The sequence below is a fragment of the Streptomyces viridifaciens genome (assembly GCF_001888885.2).
GTDB classification, from domain to species: domain Bacteria; phylum Actinomycetota; class Actinomycetes; order Streptomycetales; family Streptomycetaceae; genus Kitasatospora; species Kitasatospora aureofaciens.
Genome location: NZ_CP090840.1, coordinates 537,407 through 555,458, shown reverse-complemented (window position 1 = coordinate 555,458; position 18,052 = coordinate 537,407). Strand labels below are relative to the sequence as shown.

General features: G+C 69.0%; 15 protein-coding genes and 2 pseudogenes. 11 read left to right on the top strand and 6 right to left on the bottom strand.

The genetic code is table 11. The annotated features are described in order from the left end of the window. The first annotated feature begins 148 nt into the window (after positions 1 to 148). Both BOQ63_RS02420 and zwf read left to right on the top strand, forming a co-directional pair. Positions 149 to 955, top strand: coding sequence for a Cof-type HAD-IIB family hydrolase (locus BOQ63_RS02420; RefSeq protein ID WP_072653277.1), 807 nt, complete (start codon positions 149 to 151; stop codon positions 953 to 955). Between the two features lie 35 nt (positions 956 to 990). Further along, a complete protein-coding gene (gene zwf / locus BOQ63_RS02415; RefSeq protein ID WP_046385940.1) occupies positions 991 to 2,436 on the top strand; it encodes a glucose-6-phosphate dehydrogenase in 1,446 nt (481 codons plus the stop codon). Between the two features lie 81 nt (positions 2,437 to 2,517). On the opposite strand, the gene BOQ63_RS02410 is transcribed toward zwf, so the two are convergent. Next, positions 2,518 to 3,369, bottom strand: coding sequence for a helix-turn-helix domain-containing protein (locus BOQ63_RS02410; protein ID WP_167395643.1), 852 nt, complete (start codon positions 3,367 to 3,369; stop codon positions 2,518 to 2,520). A gap of 490 nt (positions 3,370 to 3,859) precedes the next feature. After that, the gene (locus tag BOQ63_RS02405) at positions 3,860 to 4,477 is read right to left on the bottom strand and encodes a hypothetical protein (RefSeq protein WP_454130915.1); all 618 of its coding nucleotides are present in this window, start codon (positions 4,475 to 4,477) and stop codon (positions 3,860 to 3,862) included. Between the two features lie 344 nt (positions 4,478 to 4,821). Here BOQ63_RS02405 and BOQ63_RS02400 point away from each other — a divergent pair, with 344 nt between their 5' ends. From BOQ63_RS02400 to BOQ63_RS02390, 3 genes are all read left to right on the top strand, one after another. Then, complete coding sequence (locus BOQ63_RS02400) at positions 4,822 to 4,965, top strand: hypothetical protein (RefSeq protein ID WP_167395642.1); 144 nt, start codon at positions 4,822 to 4,824, stop codon at positions 4,963 to 4,965. Positions 4,966 to 5,089: 124 nt separating this feature from the next. Next, the gene (locus BOQ63_RS02395) at positions 5,090 to 6,280 is read left to right on the top strand and encodes an NAD(P)/FAD-dependent oxidoreductase (RefSeq protein WP_072653276.1); all 1,191 of its coding nucleotides are present in this window, start codon (positions 5,090 to 5,092) and stop codon (positions 6,278 to 6,280) included. Between the two features lie 10 nt (positions 6,281 to 6,290). Continuing rightward, a complete protein-coding gene (locus BOQ63_RS02390) occupies positions 6,291 to 7,229 on the top strand; it encodes a sigma-70 family RNA polymerase sigma factor (RefSeq protein ID WP_030556381.1) in 939 nt (312 codons plus the stop codon). Positions 7,230 to 7,391: 162 nt separating this feature from the next. Here the strand turns inward: BOQ63_RS02390 and BOQ63_RS02385 are convergent, their stop codons facing one another. Next, positions 7,392 to 8,168 (bottom strand): helix-turn-helix domain-containing protein, encoded by a 777-nt coding sequence (locus BOQ63_RS02385; RefSeq protein ID WP_232543272.1) that lies wholly within the window; start codon positions 8,166 to 8,168, stop codon positions 7,392 to 7,394. A gap of 95 nt (positions 8,169 to 8,263) precedes the next feature. Here BOQ63_RS02385 and BOQ63_RS02380 point away from each other — a divergent pair, with 95 nt between their 5' ends. Further along, positions 8,264 to 8,458, top strand: coding sequence for a hypothetical protein (locus BOQ63_RS02380; RefSeq protein ID WP_143174601.1), 195 nt, complete (start codon positions 8,264 to 8,266; stop codon positions 8,456 to 8,458). On the opposite strand, the gene BOQ63_RS02375 is transcribed toward BOQ63_RS02380, so the two are convergent. Next, positions 8,455 to 9,294, bottom strand: a complete 840-nt coding sequence (locus BOQ63_RS02375) for an IS5 family transposase (RefSeq protein WP_454130918.1) — start codon at positions 9,292 to 9,294, stop codon at positions 8,455 to 8,457. The genes BOQ63_RS02380 and BOQ63_RS02375 overlap by 4 nt on opposite strands. A gap of 329 nt (positions 9,295 to 9,623) precedes the next feature. Here BOQ63_RS02375 and BOQ63_RS02370 point away from each other — a divergent pair. The 3 genes and pseudogenes from BOQ63_RS02370 to BOQ63_RS02360 all read left to right on the top strand — a co-directional run. Next, a pseudogene (locus BOQ63_RS02370) lies at positions 9,624 to 10,103 on the top strand (transposase); the annotation flags it as partial. Between the two features lie 1,203 nt (positions 10,104 to 11,306). Further along, positions 11,307 to 11,726, top strand: a complete 420-nt coding sequence (locus BOQ63_RS02365) for a hypothetical protein (RefSeq protein WP_072653274.1) — start codon at positions 11,307 to 11,309, stop codon at positions 11,724 to 11,726. Then, entirely contained in the window at positions 11,723 to 15,523 is a 3,801-nt protein-coding gene (locus BOQ63_RS02360) for a WD40 repeat domain-containing protein (RefSeq protein ID WP_072653273.1), read from the top strand. The genes BOQ63_RS02365 and BOQ63_RS02360 overlap by 4 nt, the downstream gene beginning before the upstream one ends. 28 nt (positions 15,524 to 15,551) lie before the next feature. Here the strand turns inward: BOQ63_RS02360 and BOQ63_RS02355 are convergent. Both BOQ63_RS02355 and BOQ63_RS02350 read right to left on the bottom strand, forming a co-directional pair. After that, a pseudogene (locus tag BOQ63_RS02355) lies at positions 15,552 to 15,758 on the bottom strand (IS630 family transposase); the annotation flags it as partial. A 38-nt stretch (positions 15,759 to 15,796) separates the two neighbouring features. Beyond that, complete coding sequence (locus tag BOQ63_RS02350; protein WP_370863245.1) at positions 15,797 to 17,083, bottom strand: IS256 family transposase; 1,287 nt, start codon at positions 17,081 to 17,083, stop codon at positions 15,797 to 15,799. A gap of 70 nt (positions 17,084 to 17,153) precedes the next feature. Between BOQ63_RS02350 and BOQ63_RS02345 the strand changes: the two genes are divergently transcribed. Further along, positions 17,154 to 17,405, top strand: a complete 252-nt coding sequence (locus BOQ63_RS02345) for a hypothetical protein (RefSeq protein WP_143174598.1) — start codon at positions 17,154 to 17,156, stop codon at positions 17,403 to 17,405. 1 nt (position 17,406) lies between these two features. After that, entirely contained in the window at positions 17,407 to 18,009 is a 603-nt protein-coding gene (locus BOQ63_RS02340; RefSeq protein WP_079183362.1) for a hypothetical protein, read from the top strand. The last annotated feature ends 43 nt before the right edge of the window (positions 18,010 to 18,052 follow it).

Sequence of the window (18,052 nt, the reverse complement as noted above, 5' to 3'; positions counted from 1 at the left end):
GGCAGCCACGCCGAGAAGAAGGCGTAGGCACGACGCCTTCGCAGTCAGCGGTGGGCATACCCCGTGGGCGATGTCCCGCGCTACTCGGTCCTGTCCCCGAGGTCAGCCGCCCAGCTCCTGGACCCACCGGACCAACCCGGAGGCAGGCATGGCCCCCCAATCCATCCGACTGCTGCTCGCCGACGTCGACGGCACGCTCGTCACCCAGGACAAGGTCCTCACCGAGCGGGCCATCGCCGCGGTCGCGAACCTGCGGCAGGCCGGGATACTCTTCGCCGTCACCAGCGGCCGCCCGCCACGCGGCATGTCCATGCTCATCGAGCCGCTTGAGCTCAGCACGCCGATCGCGGCGTTCAACGGCGGGCTGTTCGCCCGCCCCGACATGTCGGTGATCGAGCAGCAGGTCGTACCGGACGACGTGACGCCGGCAGCGATCGAACTGCTCACCGCCCACGGGCTGAGCGTGTGGGTCTACCGGGGCGCGGACTGGCTGGTCCTGGACCCTCAGGGACCACACGTGGCCCGCGAGTCCTGGACGGTCCGGTTCGACCCGACGCCCGTCGACAGCTTCACCCCGGTCTCGGACGGCGTGGCCAAGGTCGTCGGGGTGAGCGATGACCACGACGTGGTCCAGAAGGCGGTGGCGGCGGCCAGCGAGCGCTTCGGCGACCACGTGTCGGTGTCCAGGTCTCAGCCCTACTACGCCGACGTCACCCACCCCCACGCCAACAAGGGCTGCGTGGTCCGCTACCTCTCCGGGGCCTACCGGATCCCGGCCGAGGAGATCGCCACGATCGGCGACATGCCCAACGACGTACTCATGTTCGCCCACTCGGGACTCAGTATCGCCATGGGCAACGCGAGCCAGGAGGTCCAGCGGGCCGCCCGTCGTGTCACCACAACCAATGAGGACGAGGGCTTCGCCAACGCGGTGGAGCGGTTCATCCTGCCTTGACCCCGGCGCTGCCAAGGCCGACGAGAAGGAGTGCCATGACTGCACCGACGAGCACGGCCGCGGATGTCCTGGTGATCTTCGGCATCACCGGAGATCTGGCCAGGAAGATGACCTTCCGGTCCCTGTACCGCCTGGAGCGCCGCCGGTTGCTCCGCTGCCCGGTCGTCGGCGTGGCCCGCCAGGAGTGGTCGGCCACGGCTCTACTGGATCACGCCCGCCACGCCATCGAGGACACGGGCGAGACGATCGACGAGGACGTGTTCCAGCGGTTCGCGCAGCGGCTGTCGATGACCTCCGGCGACTTCGGGGATCCGAGCACCTATGACCGCCTCGCCCGGACGATCGAGACCCGGCACACTCCGGTCTTTTATCTGGAGATCCCACCGTCGCTGTTCGGCCGCGTGGTTGAGGGCCTGGCCGGTGCCAACCTCACCGCTCAGGCCCGGGTCGTCGTGGAGAAGCCGTTCGGCCACGACCTGGCGTCGGCCCGGGCGCTGAATGCCCAGTTGCGTAGGCTTCTGGAGGAGCAGCAGATCCTCCGCATCGACCACTTCCTCGGCAAGGAACCGTCCCTGGACATCCTGTTCCTCCGGTTCGCCAACTCCGTCCTGGAGCCGCTGTGGAACCGCGACCGGATCCAGTGCGTGCAGATCACCATGGCCGAGGACTTCGGCGTGGCGGACCGGGGCAGCTTCTACGACCCGGTCGGGGCACTCCGCGACGTCGTGCAGAACCACCTGCTCCAGCTCATCGGGCTGTTCGCCTCCGAGCCGCCGAGCACCGCCGACGCCGACGGGCTGCGCGACAAGCGAGTAGAGGTGTTCCGGGCTATCCCGTCGGCGGACCCGAGGCACTACGTCCGCGGCCAGTACGACGGCTACCTGGCCGTGCCGGGGGTGAGCCCGGACTCGCAGACCGAGACCTACGCCGCGCTGCGGCTGGAGATCGACAACTGGCGCTGGTCGGGCGTCCCGATCTTCATCCGGGCCGGTAAGGCCCTCCCGGAGCGAGTCACCGAGATACGGGTCGTCTTCAAGCGGCCCCCCGGGGTCGCGTTCGCGCCGACGTGCGCGCCGGACCCGAACGAGCTCATCCTGCGGATCGACCCCGACCCGGGTGTCGACCTGGTCGTGCAGGCCAAGCAGCCCGGCGCCAGGGCGACCCGGACGGTGGATCTGTCGCTGATCTTCTCCGAGGAGCTCGGGGAGGCACCGGAGCCCTACGAGCGGCTGCTCGGCGACGCCATGGAAGGGGATTCCAGCCTCTTCACCCGGGAGGACAGCGTGGAGGAGACCTGGCGCATCGTCCAGCCACTGCTGGACGCCCCGCCCCCGGTGGAGCCGTACAAGTCGGGGTCCTGGGGACCGGCCGGCGCAGACAAGCTGCTCGCGGGACACCCGCGTTGGCGCGACCCCTGGCTCCACTCCCGCGCCATGAGCCAACACCGTACGCAGCTGGACACGCCGGGCCGGACCGGCTGAACCTTTTTGGGTGCAGCTCGTTCTGAGGGAGGTGTCTGGCGTACTCGGCGTGGTTTTGGCCTTTGTCAGCTGTCGAAGCCGTCATGGCTTTGTCGGCGTGCCTGCTGGGACGGTTGCGCTGGGGGGCGACGTAGCGAGGCACCTCAAGGCCGTCTCGGTGGCTGGATCCTGTGCCGGGCTCAGCGCGACGATGCGTTGGCGGGGGTCACCGGGCAGGTCGAGGTTCTCGAGGTGCAGGGCCAGCACGCCGGCATCGGGGTGTCTGAGGTTCTTGACCCCGGCGGCCCGCAGTTCCACATCGCCGGCTGACCAGTGGGTTTGGAAGGACTGGCTGGCGGCGGTTAAGACGTCGATCAGCTGTGCCAGTTCACTGTCCGCCGGGTGACGGGCGCGGACGAGTCGTAGTTGAGCGGCGGTGGCTGCGGCTATTTCGTCCCAGTCAAGGTAGAAGTCCGCGGCGGTCGGGCTCAGGAAGAGGTGGCGGGCCAGGTTGCGTTGCGAGTCCGGTTCGGCCAGTACCGGCTCGAAGAGCCGCGCGCCCAGTTCGTTCGAGGCGAGGACGTCGAAGCGGTCGTTGATGACGAGGGCGGCGACCGACGCCATGCGGTCGAGCATGCGCAGCAGTTCCGGCCGGACCTGTACGGGCTGGTGACCATTCGGATGGCGCGGAGGGTGGGCGAGGGAGCTGAGGTGGGTGCTTTCCACCTTGTCCAGGCGCAGTGCGCGCGCGATGGCGCCGAGCACCTCCGGGGAGGGGCTGGACGACCTGCCCTGCTCAAGGCGCTGGTAGTACTCCACGCTGATCCCGGCGAGCTGGGCGACCTCCTCGCGGCGCAGACCGGACACGCGGCGCCGGGCGCCGGGCCGCAGACCGACGGACTCGGGGGTCACGCGGGCCCGGCGTGAGTGCGGGAAAGCCCCCAGATCTTCCATGAACTCCATTATGGCAAGGCGCATGGTGGCCCTCGCAGTACCCGTACAGGCAGGGCCTGGAGCGTTCCGCCACGAGGCGGCAGGCTCTCACCTGCACGCATCGCACGAGCCCGGGAGGTTTGGACATGCCGACACGGTACGAGCGGGGACGGGCTCGGCAGGCCGAGCTGAGTGGGGCAGGCGAGATTCGGCAGCGGGTCTACGACTCTCTGGCCGACATTGCACCGGACCTGCCGCGACTGGCCGTCGAGTTCGCCTACGGCGATATCCATGCCCGGCCTGGACTGGACGCCGGGCGACGGGAACTGGATCGTCCGTGCTGACGTCGGGACACCTTGTCCTGCGTCAACCCCACCGCGGCGGCCAGTGGCGCGACGACGGCGCCCTTCGCGAGGTGGCCGTGCGGGGCGAGCACCGGAGGGCCGGACGGCGGCGAAGTCGAGGCATGAGCGCCTGCGGCCCGTCGGTGACGAGCTCCGCGCGTACGGCCCTACCTCTTCACCGTGAAGTAGTCGCGCCCATCCACTGTCAGCTCGAGCACGGTGCCGTAGCGGGCGCGCGCCTCGGCCCCTTTCCCTGCCCCTTCCGGAACTTGCGCGCAACGGTGGTACGTGCCGCCGCCGGACGGCGACAGACAGGGCGCGGGCTCCTCGATCCGGTTCACGAGCGGCAGATCCAGCCGGTCCCAGTCGATCGCGAGCCCGTCTGCCGTCAGCCGCGGGCTGGGCATCGGCCGGCCGTCTGGATAGTGACCACGGGTGCGCTGGTACTCCAGGGCGTAGCGGACGGTGCCGGTCGCGTACGGTCCGTCCTGGCCCTTCTCGTCCACCGGACCCCACCTGGTGAGGCCGGCCGCGCGGATCCCGGGCAGCACCGAGGTGATGTCTCCCCGGACACCGAAGTCCGCGGTGGCGTGCATCTTGCAGTTCAACACCACCTGCGTACCTGGCTCGAGAAGGTTCTGGGAACCCCTCTCGCAGGTGTCCTCGAGCAGGGTCACTACGGGCTCCAGCCCCTCCACCCGGCCCAGGCGATCGATCAGGTCACGGATTCGTGCCTCCTCCGCCTTGGAGGCGTCCGGCTGCACGCTCCACGAGGCGATCGACATCTTCGGAGAACGGTATGAGCAGCTCCGCTGCGACCAGCCGGACGACTTCCAGGTGAGCCGTGAGGAGTATGGCCGCAACGTCTACACCTGACCCGGGGACGGCGTCTCGATCGGTCAAACTCACCTGGCAATCGGTCAAGGGCATCTGTCACAGGACATCCGTAACGCCCGGTAGTCCGCAGCAGTTGGAAACCGAGCACCTTGGGCCCCTGCTCCCACGGGACCGGGACCACTCCGCCCGCGGGCGGCGACCCGATCACGGCGCCGAGCCGGTCCAGCATCGCCTCGATGTCCACGTCTGCTCCCGTCAGCCGCCCGTAACCGCCGGAGGGTATCGGCTTCCGGTGACAGCGCAGGCGGGCACCCCCCCGACCCTGGGCGCCTTCCTCCAAGGCGCGGCCGAGGCCTTGGAGCACATGGAGAACCGGCACTATGGCGGCACGGTCTCCCGCCCCATGCTGAACGAGGACGGCGAGGTGTACTGGTAGACGTCGACGGGTCACCTAGCTATAAAACTGTCGGACGTTGGTGACGCGCGTCACACCTGACTTCTGTCAGCAATCGGGGCGCCGTCTCGTTCAAGGGGCACGTGAACGAGACAGGAGCATCGCCATGAAGCACCGCATCGTGGTACTCGGCGCTGGATACGCCGGGGCCTTCGCCGCCGGAAACCTGGCCCGGCGGCTCTCACCCGCCGACACCGAGATCACCGTCGTCAATGCCGTGCCCGATTTCGTTGAGCGGATGCGGCTTCACCAGCTTGCGATCGGCCAGGACCTCGCGTTCCGCAAGCTCGCCGACGTATTCGCGGGCACCGGGGTGCGGCTGCGGCTGGCACGCGTCACCGGCGTCGACCCCGAGCGCAGGACTGTCGCCGTGACCGGCGAGGACGGCGACGGCGAGCTGGCGTACGACACGCTTCTCTACGCGCTCGGCAGCTCGGTCGCTCACCATGGCGTGCCCGGCGTGGCCGAGTACGCCTTCGATGTGACGGGCCGGTCCTCGGCGCTGCGTCTGCGCGAGCGCCTGGCCGGCCTGGGCGAGGGCGGGACCGTGCTGGTCGTCGGTGAGGGGCTGACCGGCATTGAGACCGCCACCGAGTTCGCCGAGTCGCGGCCCGATCTCTCGGTCGCGCTCGCCGCCCGCGGCGAGCTGGGTGCCTGGCTCTCCCCGAAGGCCCGCCACCACCTGCGCCAGGCTTTCGACCGGTTCGGCATCACTGTCCACGAGCACACCGCCATCGAAGCGGTCGAGCCGACACGGGCGATCGCCGCCGACGGTACGGCCGTCCCTGCCGACGTAACCGTGTGGTCGGCCGGGTTCGCCGTGCATCCGAATGCGGCCGCCAGCGGCCTGGAGGTCGCCGAGACCGGCCAGATCGTCGTCGACCGCACCATGCGCTCGGTCTCGCACCCGGACGTGTACGCCGCCGGCGACAGCGCCTACGCGATCGGTGACAACGGTCGGCCGCTGCCGATGTCCTGCGGCTCGGCCGGCTATACCAACATGCAGGCAACCGCCGCGATCATCGCGCGCCTGACCGGCAGCAAGGTCCCGACCACCGCGCTGAAGTACTACGGCAACACCATCAGCCTCGGGCAGCGGGACGCGATCTTCCAGACGGTGGACGAGGAGGCCCGATCGAAGTCCTGGTACCTGGGCGGCAGGCCCGCCGCGCGGCTCAAGTCGAGTGTGCTCAAGGGGTCCCGGTGGAGCATCGCCCACCCGACCTTCGGCATGCCGAAGCGCAAGCGCCGCCTGGCCATCGCGAAGGACCGGTCCGATGCGCCGGTCTCCGCATAGCCTGTGCCTCATGGACAGCGTCGCCATCGATCGGTTCGAGGCCAGCCGGGGCCTGCTGGCCCCGCTCGCGTACCGCCTGCTCGGCTCGGCCGCCGATGCCGAGGACGCCGTGCAGGAGGCGTTCCTGCGCTGGCAGGCCGCGGACCGGGACCAGATCGAGGTGCCGGAGGCGTGGCTGACGAAAGTCGTCACCAACCTCTGCCTTGACCGGCTCCGTTCGGCGCAGGCACGCCATGAGCGCGCTGCCGGGGACTGGCTGCCCGAGCCGCTGCTCGAAGGCGACCCGATGCTCGGCCCGGCTGACACCTTCGAGCAGCGCGAATCCGTTTCCTTGGCCGTACTGACGCTGATGGAGCGCCTCTCGCCGGTCGAGCGGGCCGCTTTCGTCCTGCGCGAGGCGTTCTCGTACCCGCACGCCGAGATCGCCAGGATCCTCGACATAAGCGAGTCCGCGAGCCAGCAACATGTCCACCGGGCCCGGCGCCGGGTCGCCACCGAGCGCCGTGGCGGCGACGTGGTGGACCCCGCGTCCGCACGCCGGGTCGTCGAGGAGTTCCTCGCCGCCGCCACGTCGGGGCGCACCGAACGGCTGGTGGCGCTGCTCACCGACGACGCGGTCGCGGTCTCGGACGGCGCCGGACTGGCCAGGCGGCTGCTGTGGTACAACACGCGCGAGCGGATCGCCTCCTACGTGCGGGCCGGCTTCAAGCCCACGCCGGCGAAGCGGCGGATGGCCGGCGGTTCCCCCGCGCTCCATATCGCGCTGCTCAACGGCTCCCCGGCCGTCATGGCCGTGATCGAGGGCCGGGTCGTGGGCGTGGTGGCGTTCGAGGTCAGTGACGGCAAGGTCGCGTCCCTGCGCGGCATCGCCGCCGCGGACCGGCTCACGCGCCTCAACGAGGCCTGGCGGCAGCACGAACCCGACGCGCCGGTCATCAACGCATGGTGACCAGAGCCATCGGAATCCGGTGAACTGAGTCGGAGCGAGGACGCCCCTTCGGCGCCGCGCTGCACAGCAGCGGAGGGGGGCGAAGCACGTTGGTCTCCCGAATCAGACCGGCCATGCAGTTCTGACCCCCGATGGCCAACCATCGGTCGGCACAGTGGCCACCTACGAATCGTCACGGGGGGCTGCCAGGGTAGCTCCATCGCGTCGCAGGGAGGCGGGTGTACGGCCGATGAAGTCCCGTGCGGTACGGGTGAGGTGGGCCTGGTCGGCGAAGCCTGCAGTGGCTGCGGCAACGGCGGCAGCCCCAGCCGGCAGGTCGGCGACTGCGGTACGGAGCCGGCCCCATCGCCGCAGGCGGGTGAGCGTGATGCCCACGTCCTGCCGGACCAAGGTGCGCAGCCGCGGTGCCGACAGGCCGACCTCCTCGGCGATGGACGCGAGGGGCATGTCCGAATCGCGGAGCATACATACGTAGAGGGCGTGGGCGACTCTCGGGTCGAGCGGTGTTGGGCGCCCTGCGACTGCCCGCAGTTCGGTGAATCCGGCGGCCAGATCCACCTGGGTGCCGGGGCCGTCGGGACCGGCGGTCCCGAGCGCAGCGAGCAGGCGGCGGACCTCGCCTGCATCGAGTCGTATCGGCCCCGGGCAGGAGGGCAACAGCCAGGAGTCGACGAACAGCGCGATGTAGGGAGAGGTGGCCGCGCAGACGTGGGCCAGCTGGGGCGGGACGATCAGCCCGGGGGCTGCCACCATGCGTAGTCCCGGTTGGAGGAGTTCGGCGTGGCCGCCGATGGAGAGCACGGCTTTCCACGCGGGCAACCGGTGCTCGGAGACGCGAAATGGGCGGGACTCGGCGAACATCGTCGCCTCGGTACCGGCAGCGAAGACGATGCGGCGATCGTTTTGTTCAAGCTCCCAGGCGCGGGGCGATCGGATCATCACCCTATGCACGCTATCGCTGCCGTCGCCCTGGGGCGACGCTGTCGTTGCGTCAACGGCTCAGCGGTACTCCGGTCGAGTTGGTCGTCGGTCAGGTGACCGCGATCGACACCACTGCCCGGACCGTGTGGATCGGCGACGAGCCCCGGGTGATCGGCTACGACACCCTGGTCTACGCGGTGGGCAGCCAGGCACGGCTTGACGATGTTCCGGGAGCAGCCGTGCACGCACACGCCGTCGCCGGCCCTGAGAGGGCATTTGGTGAGAGTAGTTTGCCCTTTATGTTCTAGTAAGTTCCTCGCCAGGTTGGTGTGGTCTCGTCCGTTATGCGCTTGGTGAGGTTGTCGATCGAGGCGATGTGGATCATGGCTTCGGAGCTGGTCGGGAGGGTCTCGTAGTCGCGGGCGAGACGGCGGCGTTGCATGATCCACCCCAAGCTCCGTTCGACCACCCATCGCCTTTTCACCACGTGGAATCCAGGGACGTCGGACTTCCGGTGGACGACCTCGACGTCGATTCCGAGGCTTGCGCCGTGCTCGATCATGGCGTTCTTGAAGCCGGTGTCGACCCAGCTCTTGGAGATGCTCGGGTAGGTCTTCTTGGCCTGGTTGAGGAGGCGTATTCCCAGGGCGTTCTCGGACAGGCTCGCGGCGGTGACGGCGACGGCGAGGATGAGTCCGATGGTGTCGGTGAGGATGCCCCTCTTCCGGCCGACGATTTTCTTCGCGGCGTCGGTTCCCTGGCTGGTCAGGGGCACGTTGGTGGAGGTCTTCACGCTCTGGGTGTCGATCACCGAGGCGGTCGGCTCGGGTTTGCGGCCTTCCTTTACTCGGGCCAGTCCGGTGAGGTCGTAGTTGAGTTGGGCGAATATTCCCTCGTCACGCCAGGCGGCGTAGTAGGCATAGACGGTGCCGTGGTTGGGGAAGTCGTGCGGGAGATACTTCCAGGGGATTCCCGTGCGGTTGACGTAGATGATCGCATTGAAGACGTCGCGCAAGTCGACCTTCGCCGGCTGACCGGTCGGCCGCCGGTCGAGCCGAGCCTTTCTCCATGCCGTCAGAATCGGCTCGATCAGGGCCCATCGGGCGTCGGACAGATCACTCGGGTACTGCTTGCGCTCGGTCATGACACAGCGTCAGCACGGATGGCGCGGAGGATCTCGTTCCGCTGCCTGTTGGGCGTTTCTATGACTTCTTCAAACCAGACGGGTCTCAGAGCCCAGAAGCGGATGAGACGGACTCTGGCTTTCGCTGCCCCTGCGAGGGCATACCTCGTCTTCTCCGTAGATCGGGGCAAATCATGACATGGACGAAGGCCGTATAGCGGATGATCGCTATCAAAATGCCCACTGAGAGGACGTTAAGTCCCTTTATTCATGGTTGGGGATCACTCGTTCGTGTGATCGTTCGACGAACTGGCGTGCTGGCCGGGGGGGTAGGTGATGTTGTGCGGCGTATGGAGAGACCGGCGTATCCGAGTGACGTGACAGACGAGCAGTGGGAACTGGTCAGACCGGTGATCGAGTCGTGGAAGCAGGAGCGGGTGGCCCGGTCGGCGACCGGAGATCCTGGGTCCTGCGACCTGCGGGAGGTCGTGAACGCGATCTTCTACCAGAACCGGACGGGCTGTCAGTGGCGTTACCTCCCGCACGACCTGCCGCCGTGGTCGGCGGTGTTCTACTACTTCACGCTGTGGCGGCAGGACGGCCTTGACCAGCGAATACAGGAGCTGCTGCGCTGCCAGGTGCGGGAGAGAGCCAAGCGATTAGAGGACCCGTCCCTCGTGATCATCGACACCCAGTCCGTCCGTGCGGCGGCCGGTGTCCCGAAGACCACGACGGGACTGGACGCCGGCAAGAAGGTGCCGGGCCGTAAGCGTGGGCTCGTGGTCGATGTGCTGGGCCTGATCACCTCCAACACGCGCTGCGCCGTGAGCACCACCGGCAGGACGTCGCCGACCGTGCCCGCGAGGCCGCCCACCAGGCCCACCAGACCACCGACCTCGCCCACCGACGCCTCGCCGGCACCGCAGCCCAACCCCTCTACACCGCCCTCAACCGCGCCGGCATCCACACCCTCACCGACGACGACCGCCAAGCCGTCCGCAACCTCACCCACCACCTCGACCCCGCCACGCTGCGCCAGGTCATGAGCTGGCTGGAGCACACCCGTACCGCGGCACTCGCGCTGCGCGGCACCGAGCAGGCCTCGCCCGTCCGTCCCAGGGCGCGCCGCAGCCAGTTCTGACCGACCGAGCGGGCCCCAAGGCACCTGCCCCTTCCGTTGCGCGCCCCCAGCCGGTGACTTCCGGCTGGGGGCGCGTTGCTCCGACGTCACCGTCGCGCTGTCCACAGCCAACCCCGGCCAGGTGGCGCCATGACGACGACGAAGAAGACCACAGCGCCCTGCCAGGCCCACACCGCCGACAGCTGGGGCAACTGCCCGGTGGCAGAACTGCGCACCGCCCAGACACGGCTCCTGGCGCTACTGGAGCGGTACGCCGACGGCCCGCTGAGCATGGACGACCGGTTCAGCCCGGACGACCACCCAGCGGGTGATCCGCGTGCTTGCGGCTCTCCTGGATGTGCCCCCCCAGAGCCGTACGCCGCCACGCCCGCGGCTCCCGCTGGCCCGCCGGCCGCAAGCTGCGCCAGGCGGTGAACCACCGGGGTGTTCACGAGTGGGGCTGACCAGCGGGGCGAGAGCAGGGTTGAAGATCGCTTCCCAAATGGCGAGTGATCGTTTCCCGAAAGAACTGGGGCGCTGTTGGTCGGCGTGCCGGGCAGGCTGTGCGACCGGCCGGCGAAGACGAACCCGTTGATCCTGGATTCCAGGTTCAGGTCGCGACCGGCTTGCTGGCCTTGGTGTTGGTCGCCGCGATGGCCCTGGCGCGCTCGAAGGCGGCGACGGGGTCGCGCTCACCGGTCCACGGCCCGGCACCACAGAAGGGGCCACTGGAATCCCCGGTGCGGGATGCCGTACCCGGTGTCCCTGAGCACTCGGCGTGCGATGCCGCCGCCCTGCCGGAACCGGCCCGGCATATCAACTGAGCAAGCATCAGTTCTGCTGACGCTAAGAGCGGTTCGACGGCTACCCTGGGCCTGTTGGGAGGGATCGGATCGGACGGGAGGGGCAAGGAATGGATCCGGAGCTGATAGGTCTGGCGTCTGCCGCTGCCACGGCGCTGGTGGGCCGACTTGCGGCTGATGGCTGGGAGCAGGCCAAGCGGGCGGTGGTCGCCCTGTGGCGCCGGTCCGGCCGGGCGAACGAGGCCGAGGTAGTAGCGGGCGAGCTGGAGGAGTGCCGCAGCGAACTCCTGGCCTCCGGCCAGTCCGAAGAAGGCCAGGCCGCGGCACGCGAGATGGCGATCGAGTGGCGTGGCCGGCTGCGCGGTCTGCTCGCCGCCGAACCGGCGCTGGCCGAGGAACTGCGCGCGCTGCTGACCGAACTGCGCCCCGACCAGCCCGAGTCCGGCGCGCGGGTGGAGATGCACGGCACCGCGTCGGACCAAGCGAACATCTACATGTCCGGCGGCTCCATGCACATCAGCGGTTCATGACCGATCGGGGGCCCACGGTCCACCTGGAGGCGTTCGCCTCCGGATCGGGCACCATCTACCTGGCGGCAGGCGACCAGTACATCGCCGAGCGGGATCTCCACCTGCACTACTGGGACGGCGTACACCGGGTGCGTCGCGTCCGACCCGGTTCGGACGGTCCGGACGACTGCCCCTATCCCGGCATGTCCGCCTTCACGGCCGAGCAGGCGGCGTGGTTCTTCGGCCGCGACCGGGTGAGGGCGCGACTGGTGGGCTTGCTGGACGAATCCCTCCGGCAGGGTGGTGCAGTCGCTGTGGTCGCCCCCTCGGGCGCGGGCAAGTCCTCCCTGCTGCGGGCCGGCCTGGTGCCTGCCCTCGCCCGGGGCGCCCTGCCGGGCTCGCGGCGCTGGCCTTGCCTGGTGTTCACGCCGACCGCCGAACCGCTCGTCGCGCTGACGATGCACCTGGCCGCACTCACCCAGGCCGATCCGGCCGAGATCGGGGCCGAGCTGGCCGAGCGGCCCACCGCCTTGGCGGATCGGCTGCGCGAGGTTCTGGAGGAGCGCGGAGCGGACCGGCTGGTGCTGATCGTCGACCAGGTCGAGGAACTGTTCACACAGGGTGCCGAGGACACCATCGGGCCGGATCGTCAGGACTTCCTCGCCGCGCTCGGCTCGCTGGCCCAGGCGCGTGGCCAGGACGGGCCGTTGGCCCTGGTGGTGTACGGGGTACGGGCCGACTTCTACGCCCGCTGCGCGCCGTATCCGTCGCTGCGGGAGGCCTTGGAGCACCGGCAGGTGTTCGTCGGTCCGATGTCGGCCACCGAGCTGCGGGAGGCGATCCTGCATCCGGCGCGCTCGGTCGGCCTGGACCTCGAGGAGGGGCTGGTCGAGCTGCTGCTCACCGATCTCGGCGTGGCCACTGCCCAGGGCTCACCCGCCACCGCGACACAGGACGAGCACCCGGAGTCAGGTTACGAGTCCGGCCGCCTGCCGCTGCTCGCCCACGCGCTGCGCGTCACCTGGCAGCAGCGGCACGGCTCGACCCTGACGGTGGCTGGTTACCGGGCGGCCGGCCGGATCCAGGGGGCGGTCGCCGAGACCGCCGAACGGGCGTACCGCCGGCTGAGTGCCGAAGCGCGGCGCGTCGCGGAGCCGCTGTTCCGGCGTCTGGTGCGGATCGGGGAGGACACCGCCGACACCCGGCGCACCGTGCGGGCCGACCGGCTGACCGAGGGACTGGACCCGCAGGGCACGCAGGCCGTGCTGAGTGGTTTCACCGAGCAGCGGCTGCTGACCATGCGGCGGGACACCGTGGAGATCACCCATGAGGCGCTGCTGACCGCCTGGCCCCGGCTGCGTTCCTGGGTCGACGCTGACCGGGCGGGTCTGCTGGTCCAGCAGAGGCTCGGCGAGGACGCGGACAGCTGGCACCACGACAACGCCGCGCTCTACCGGGGCAGCCGGTTGGAGCTCGCCCGTGACTGGGCGGCCCGTCATCCGGGCGAACTCCGTCCGGTGGAACGCGAGTTCCTGGCCGCGAGCGATCGCGCCGGTCGGCGCCGTAGGCGGTGGCTGGTCGGTACGGTCACGGCCCTGGTCGGGCTGCTGGTGGCATCGCTGGCCGCGACCGTCCTGGCAATTCGGGAACTGGACACCGCCCAGGAACGGCAACGTCGGATCCTCGCCCACGAGTTGGTCGGCAAGGCGAGCGGCGCACAGGCCAACGATCCGAGACTGGCCCTGCAACTGAGCATCGCGGCCGATCGGATCGACCACAGCCCCGAGTCCACCGACAGCGTGCTCCGCAGCCTGCTCACCCCGTACGCGGCCACCCTGGTGGGGCATGGGAGCATGGTGCGCGCGGCGAGGTTCAGCCCCGACGGCCGGGTGCTCGCCACCGGGGGAGCGGACAGCACGGTGCTGCTCTGGGACACCTCGACCCCGCACCCGGAACAGCCGGTCGGCACGCTGCATGCGGCACCCGGCGGGGTGAACACACTCGCTTTCAGCCCCGACGGGCACACGCTGGCCGTCGGCGCGAAGGACTCCGTCGACCTGTGGAACGTCAGCGACCCGCACAAGCCGGTGTCCGGAAACGGACTCAGGACCGGTCACGGGCGCGTGTGGCAGGCGCGGTTCAGCGGCGACGGGCGCATTCTCGCGACCGCCGACGAGGACGGCACGGCGGTGCTCTGGAGCCTCGATGGCATCGGGGAGCCTCAGCCGCTCGGTTCGGTCACGGGCGGAGACGGCGGCGTCAGTGCCGTCTCGTTCGGCCCGGACGGCCGCACGCTGGCCATCGGGAACGACGGCGGAACGGAACTGCTGTGGGACATCGCCGACCCGCACGTCCCGCGCCGACTTGGCCAACCGCTCACCGACCACTCCGACTGGGTCACCGCGCTCACCTTCAGCCCGGACGGTCACCGTCTGGCGAGTGGCGGCGGCGATGGCGTGGCGACGCTCTGGGACGTCAGCGATCTGAGCAGGCCCGCCTTCCTGACCCAGGTCGTCACCGACAGCCCGGTTGCGGCTATGCGGCTTACCGCCAACCAGCTCAACGTCCTGGGGGAGAGCCACCGCCTGGACACCTGGGACCTCGGCAACCCGAGCCAGCCCCGCCACACCGGTCAGCAACTCGGCGGCGCCGCCTGGTCGACGGCGGCGGCCATGAGCCCGGACCTGCATATGCTCGCCACCGGCAACACGGGCAGCACCGACAACACCGTTGTGCTGTGGAGGGACCAGCGGGACATCCGTGACCGGGCAGCCCTGGATCCGATAGGAGCCGGGGCATGGGCAGTGACCTTCAGCCCAGACGGACACACCCTGGCCGTCGGCGGCGGTGACGGATCGGTGGTGCTGTGGGACGTCCAGGCCCCGGACAGGCCCCGCCGACTGGCCCAGCTCACCGGCGGCACCACCTACGTGGACGCTATGGCGTTCGCCCCGGACGGGACCACCCTGGCGACCGGCAGCACCGACGCCACCATCACGCTGTGGGACACCCGCGATCCCGAGCACCCACGCGAGATCTCCCGGGTGACGGCGCCCGCCGGAGTCCGAACACTGGCGTTCCAACCCGGCGGCCACCGCCTGGCCGACGGTGACGGCGACGGCGGGGTGACCGTCTGGGACGTCACCGACCCCGCGCAGCCCGTCCGCTACGAGCTGAGCCACTCCGCCGCCCGCGAGGCCGTCGGCGCGCTAGCGTTCAGTCCGGACGGACGCCAACTGGCATCCGGCGGAGTTGACGGCACGGTGACGCTGTACGCCCTCCACGCGGCGCTCCGACACTACGACTTTCAACAGCTGCCCGGGCACACCGCAGGCGTGGACACGGTGGCGTTCAGCCCCGACGGACACACACTCGCCGTCGGCAGCTCCGACGCCAGCATCATCCTGTACGACACCACCAAGCTGCACGACGCCCAGCAGCTCGGCCAGCCGCTCACCCAACACGCAAGCTGGGTACGCTCGGTGGTGTTCAGTCCCGACGGTCACACGCTGATCTCCGGAAGCAACGATGGCACGTTCATCATCTGGGACACCACCGACCGGACCCAGCCACAGGCGATCTCGACCTCGGACCGCTATCCGAGCAGCGTCGTCGCCCTGGCCCTCGCCCCCGGCGGACCCTTGCTCGCCAGCGCCGACCAGGATGGCACGGTCCATCTGACGGACCTGAGCGCCCTCGACGACCTGCGCACCCACGCCGTGGACCGCGCCTGCGCCCGCGTCGGCCAGGGCCTGAGCCGGACCGACTGGTCCCGCTACCTCCCCGGCCAGGCCTACCGGGACACCTGCCCGTCGTGACGGTGCCCGCAGGCCGTTACTGAGGTTTTCAGGGCGGGGTCGGTGGGGTGAGTGAGAGGCCGGTGCCGGCCAGGCATCCCTCAATGAGGGTGGATCGAAGTTGGATGTGCCGTAGCCCGCGGCGGAGGGTGTGAGTGAGGTGGTCGGCGTCAGTAAAGGCGGTGTTCGCCATCGGGCCGCGCCGCAGGAGTGACCAGAGGCCTTCGACCGGATTGAGGTCCGGTGCGTATGAGGGGTGTGTCCAGCCAACGGTGTAACTCAGGTTGATTTGTACTACCGGCGGCCGATGGAGAGTCGGCCGTCGAAGGTGATCTCGAAGGCGTTCAGTGCGGCCTTCCAGCGGGTGGTCCAGCGTTTGCGGCCGGCTCCGGTCGGGTCGAGCGCCATGATGGCCATGTAGACGCACTTCAACGCGGCCTGCTCGTTGGGGAAGTGGCCGCGGGCTCGGACGGCCTTGCGGATGCGGGCGTTGACCGACTCGATCGCGTTGGTGGTGCAGACGACCCGGCGGATCTCGGTGTCGAACTGGAGGAAGGGGACGAACTCGGCCCAGGCGTCCGACCACATCTTCACGATCGCCGGATACTTGTCGCCCCAGGCCTCCTGGAACTCCAGGAACCGGTCCTCGGCCGCTTTCGCGGTCGGGGCGGTGTAGACGGGCTTGAGTGCCTTCGAGATCTTGTCCCAGTCCTGGCGAGCTGCGTATCGAAAGGACGCGCGCATCAGGTGGACCACGCAGGTCTGGGTGATGGCCTGCGGCCAGACGGTCTCGATGGCGTCGGGCAGGCCCTTGAGGCCGTCGCAGACGACCATGCACACATCGCCGACGCCGCGATTCTTGATCTCGGTGAGGACGTGGAGCCAGTACTTGGCGCCCTCGCCGCCGTCGCCGGCCCACAGACCGAGGATCTCGCGGGTGCCCTCGACGGTGACCGCGAGCGCGACGTAGATCGGGCGGTTCGCCACCTGACCATCGCGGATCTTCACGTGGACGCAGTCGATGAAGATCACTGGGTAGACCGGGTCCAGGGGCCGGTTCTGCCACTCGGCCATCCCGTCGATCACCTTGTCGGTGATGGTGGAGATGGTCTGCTTGGACACGTTCGCGCCGTAGACCTCGGCCAGGTGGGCGGAGATCTCACCGTGTGTCAGGCCCCGGGCGGACAGGGACAGGACCATGTCGTCCACGCCGGTCAGCCGGCGCTGGCGCTTGCGCACGATCTGCGGCTCGAAGCTGCCCTCCCGATCGCGGGGCACGTCGATCTCGACCGGCCCTACGTCGGTGACCACGGTCTTCGAGCGGGTGCCGTTGCGGGAGTTCCCCGAGCCGGCGCCGGCCGGGTCGTGCTTCTCGTAGCCGAGGTGGTCGGTGATCTCGCCCTCCAGGGCGGCCTCCAGGACGCGTTTGGTGAGCTGCTGCAGGAGCCCGCCCTCGCCGGTCAGTTTGACGCCTCCGGCGCGGGCCCGGTCGACCAACTGCCCGATCAACTGCTCGTCCAGTACGTCCGGCGCGAGCTCGACCGGCCGGACTTCCTCAACCGCCTCCGCGGAGACGATCACGTCGCTCATCAGGTGTTCTCTCTTGATCGGGAGTTACACCGAAGACCGTACAGACCCTCGGGTCGCCAACATGGACACCTGGGAGAAGAAGGTCAAGTATGCGGTGGAGAAGGAGCATCAGGTGGTGCACTACCAAGTGACTCCGAGGTACGACGGGGACAGGGTGGTGCCCATCGGGTTCGAGATGAAGGCCACGGGCTACAAGCCGGGTGGTGCACCCGGAATCTCCTTCGATGAGTACGTCCCCAACGAGATGTTCAGCCTCTACGATCAGCAATGGCACAACATGGGGCAGTACGCACCGACGGAATTCAGGTACTAGCGTGATCGGCTACACAGGGGATGGCAGGGAAGTCATGTTCGAGCTGACGGAGCTCCTGTCGTGTTTCGGGCCCACCCGTGGAGACAGCGTCGACTGGGATGCGGTGGAGGCGGTGTACGGGCGGAGGCTCCCCTCCGACTACCAGCGATTCGTCGCCGCGTTCGGGAGTGGTTCGATTGAACAGGCGTTGTACGTCCAAGCGCCTGCCACCACGACTGCCGAACTCGCCGGAAACGTGGTATCGACGCTTCCCGCTGGCATGCTGGCCAGCGGGGGCGCGGACAGCTGGAGAGACCCAGCCCAAGCTGGCCTGTACCGCCTTGAGGACATGCTTCTCTGGGGATGGACGGAGCAGGACTCCCTCTGTTGGATTACTTTTGACGAAAATCCGGACTGCTGGCCAGTGGCCGTCTATTCGCGCTTTCACGCGGCCTGGTCGGTGTACCCCTTCGGGATGGCGGAATTTCTGTCGAGGCTGCTGCGTGACGATTTCGACGAATGGCCGATCAGTGACGTAGGACTGCGGACGGTCTCCCAACCCCGGTTCCTGCACGACAAAGACGAGGAAGCGGGCTGGGAGCTGCAGGAGAGGCCCTGGGAGTGACAGCCTGCGCCGGATTGAGAGCATTTGGGGTGGATTGTTGAGC

What these genes read in the sequence shown, in the direction of transcription:
- BOQ63_RS02405 (WP_454130915.1), bottom strand. Translation starts at nt 4,477, where the DNA reads ATGTCGATCGCCTCGTGGAGCGTGCAGCCGGACGCCTCCAAGGCGGAG.
- BOQ63_RS02345 (WP_143174598.1), top strand. Translation starts at nt 17,154, where the DNA reads ATGGACACCTGGGAGAAGAAGGTCAAGTATGCGGTGGAGAAGGAGCAT.
- BOQ63_RS02420 (WP_072653277.1), top strand. Translation starts at nt 149, where the DNA reads ATGGCCCCCCAATCCATCCGACTGCTGCTCGCCGACGTCGACGGCACG.
- BOQ63_RS02390 (WP_030556381.1), top strand. Translation starts at nt 6,291, where the DNA reads ATGGACAGCGTCGCCATCGATCGGTTCGAGGCCAGCCGGGGCCTGCTG.
- BOQ63_RS02365 (WP_072653274.1), top strand. Translation starts at nt 11,307, where the DNA reads ATGGATCCGGAGCTGATAGGTCTGGCGTCTGCCGCTGCCACGGCGCTG.
- BOQ63_RS02395 (WP_072653276.1), top strand. Translation starts at nt 5,090, where the DNA reads ATGAAGCACCGCATCGTGGTACTCGGCGCTGGATACGCCGGGGCCTTC.
- BOQ63_RS02375 (WP_454130918.1), bottom strand. Translation starts at nt 9,294, where the DNA reads ATGACCGAGCGCAAGCAGTACCCGAGTGATCTGTCCGACGCCCGATGG.
- BOQ63_RS02410 (WP_167395643.1), bottom strand. Translation starts at nt 3,369, where the DNA reads ATGGAAGATCTGGGGGCTTTCCCGCACTCACGCCGGGCCCGCGTGACC.
- zwf (WP_046385940.1), top strand. Translation starts at nt 991, where the DNA reads ATGACTGCACCGACGAGCACGGCCGCGGATGTCCTGGTGATCTTCGGC.
- BOQ63_RS02360 (WP_072653273.1), top strand. Translation starts at nt 11,723, where the DNA reads ATGACCGATCGGGGGCCCACGGTCCACCTGGAGGCGTTCGCCTCCGGA.
- BOQ63_RS02385 (WP_232543272.1), bottom strand. Translation starts at nt 8,168, where the DNA reads ATGATCCGATCGCCCCGCGCCTGGGAGCTTGAACAAAACGATCGCCGC.